Genomic DNA, 2,530 nt, shown 5'->3' with positions numbered 1-2,530 from the left:
GTGGTGCCCTTTTCTTTGGTTCGTTTCTTTTGGGGCCCTGTTTTGTTTTGGGTAAAAGAAATGAACGTACGCGGTCTTTAATGCAGGGCAGTAGCTTGCAATCCACTATTGCGTATAACGTTTAGCACGGTCAAAAAGCCTCCAAGGGTGCCCATCAACTAAAAGCGTTTTATTTTATGAAATATCCCAGCGCAGTGGATCAATAGATTTTTCTGAACACCCCTGACATCGAACAAGGAATTTTGAATGTCGAAGGATCCGTATGTAAACCACAGGCTCACCACCTTAAACCAGCAACATTCAACCTTAAACCCCTTTACACGTAAGGGAGGACGAGGTAGACGATATAGCTGACGAAGCCGGCGAGGAGGAAAGAGCCTTCGAGGCGGGTGATGCGGTATTGGGTCCAGGCGAGGGGGAGGAGGACGACGCAGAATGCGAGCATGACCGGGAAGTGGATCTGAATCGAATCGGTATCCACGTGGAGCGGATTGATCATAGAGACAAGGCCAACAACAAAGAGGACATTTAGCATGTTGCTGCCGAGCACATTGCCAACAGACATGTCAACCTGCTTTTTCATGGCAAAGGCAACCGAGGCTGCGAGTTCGGGCAGGCTGGTGCCGATGGCAACAACCGTGAGGCCAACGATAATGGGAGAGATGGCAAGTGCTTCAGCGATGTTTACCGCAGCATCAACCATAACGCGCGCACCAACAGAGAGGCCGACCATACCGCCAAGCACATAAAGGATACGCATGGTACTGGTAAGGTCTTCTTCTTTCTCAGCATCGTCATCGGATGGCGGCTGTACGGCGGGCCCATGCCGGCGCGCGTCGATAATGAGGAAGGTAAAGAAGCTGATGAGGCCGGCAATCAGGATGCCGCCGTCGATTTGGCTGATGGTGCCGTCCAGCGAGATGACATAAAAAAGGATCATGACGGCGAGCATGATCGGGTATTCTTTTTTTAGGGTACTGGGCTGTACGCTGAGCGGAATAACAAGGGCAGAAATACCCAGGATCAGAGCAATGTTGCAGATGTTTGAACCGACAATATTGCCAAGCGCGAGGTTGTCTTCTCCGGAGAGGGCCGCGACAAAGTTTACGACAAACTCGGGCATGGAGGTGGCGAGGGCCACTATGGTGATGCCGACAATCATCGGCCGGATGCCGTAGTGTATAGCCAGGCTGGCTGCACCCTTTACCAACCACTCAGCGCCAAAATAGAGTACGACCAGGCCAATCACAAAGAGAAGCAGCTGTAAAGATATCATCTAACGTCAATCAGCGTTAAAGAGTTAGGCGGTCGGTTTTTTGCGATGTTGGGCCGGCATTCGGACAACAAACCGCGTGTGCGAAGCTGGGTGCGCCGGCAACATTGGTTGAGTGTGTCAGGAGCAGAACCAATTGCATACCAGAAAACCGGCACCCTACAAAAAAAGAGCAAGAAGACTGGGGTGGACACTTGCTCTGGCTGTATAGTAGCACGATCCATCCAAAGCGTTACGCCTGTTTTTAGTTCCAATATTGACGGTTAGGAAATGCGTAATTTTGGTGTTGCCGGCTGAATTTTGGCGTATTGATTAAATTTGCCCGGTTTTGATTGCAGGCAGAAACCCAAACTTGTGCCGGCAGTTTATTGGCGACGCATCCTGCCGGGGTGGCGGAATAGGTAGACGCAACGGACTTAAAATCCGTTGTCCTTCGGGACGTGCGGGTTCGAGTCCCGCCCTCGGTACATTCTACATATTTACTGGTTTTTGTAAGTCTTTGGGACGCAAGGGATTATGACCTTTGTGTCCTTTTTCGTTTGGGGGAGTGTCAGGGTTTGAGTCAGCTTTTTGTTGAGCAATGATGCTGAATTTGGGAGAGTTTGTTGTCAGAAAGTGCCCTTTTTAGGCTGAAAATGGGTTATGGTCTTTGCATCCCTCTTCGTTCGAGTCCGGTTTAGTTTCTTGGTATGTGACATCCGTTAGAAACAAAAGAACAGAAATAACCAAGACTCCGGAGTGCCGACGCTGCTATTAGAAGCGGAAGGCAACACGGGAGGCGTCGCAATCACAAGACGCGTCGCCATCATGAGACGCATACCAAATCCCCGTGGTCTGAGACCTGCAGCACTTGTGGAATCTATATGCCCGAGAACTGGGAAGTACTCTATCACCCACACTGGCTCACGATCAGTTGTCGGACTAACACGAGCTTTTCCAAAACGGTAGGTTGGGTGTTTGAATCGCCTAGAGCGCTCTTAGTAATGTTCTATATAGACATACGTTAGTGGCAATGGATGAAAGGCCAAATAGGAAGTTTTGAATCAAATGTTCAATTCACCTTCCAGTTTGTTCAATCCACTTTATTTCTCATATCAAAACAATCAAAATCATCGTTCACTGCATTGTTTTTCAAAACGATAATAATGAACAAAATGATTTTCCGATTATTTTTAACGGCTTTATTTCTTTCAACCTTTCTTTTATCTGCTTGTAGTGAGGATAGTGATATTCTGGTTGATGATAACAATCCCGAAG

2 protein-coding genes and 1 tRNA gene are annotated in these 2,530 nt (G+C 48.3%); 1 reads left to right on the top strand and 2 read right to left on the bottom strand.

The features are described from left to right. Positions 1 to 316 precede the first annotated feature (316 nt). Complete coding sequence (locus AAF564_26660; protein ID MEM8489154.1) at positions 317 to 1,276, bottom strand: calcium/sodium antiporter; 960 nt, start codon at positions 1,274 to 1,276, stop codon at positions 317 to 319. A 380-nt stretch (positions 1,277 to 1,656) separates the two neighbouring features. Here AAF564_26660 and AAF564_26655 point away from each other — a divergent pair. Next, positions 1,657 to 1,740 (top strand) — tRNA-Leu (locus AAF564_26655). A 605-nt stretch (positions 1,741 to 2,345) separates the two neighbouring features. Here the strand turns inward: AAF564_26655 and AAF564_26650 are convergent. Then, on the bottom strand, positions 2,346 to 2,530 hold a 185-nt coding region (locus AAF564_26650; GenBank protein ID MEM8489153.1), incomplete at its 5' end, for a hypothetical protein.

The sequence above is a fragment of the Bacteroidota bacterium genome (assembly GCA_039111535.1).
In the GTDB taxonomy this organism is placed as follows: Bacteria; Bacteroidota; Rhodothermia; order Rhodothermales; family JAHQVL01; genus JBCCIM01.
This window is presented reverse-complemented; position numbering and strand designations above follow the sequence as displayed.

Bases quoted from the DNA above. Each gene is read 5' to 3' on its own strand.
- AAF564_26660 (MEM8489154.1), bottom strand. From the start codon at position 1,276: ATGATATCTTTACAGCTGCTTCTCTTTGTGATTGGCCTGGTCGTACTC.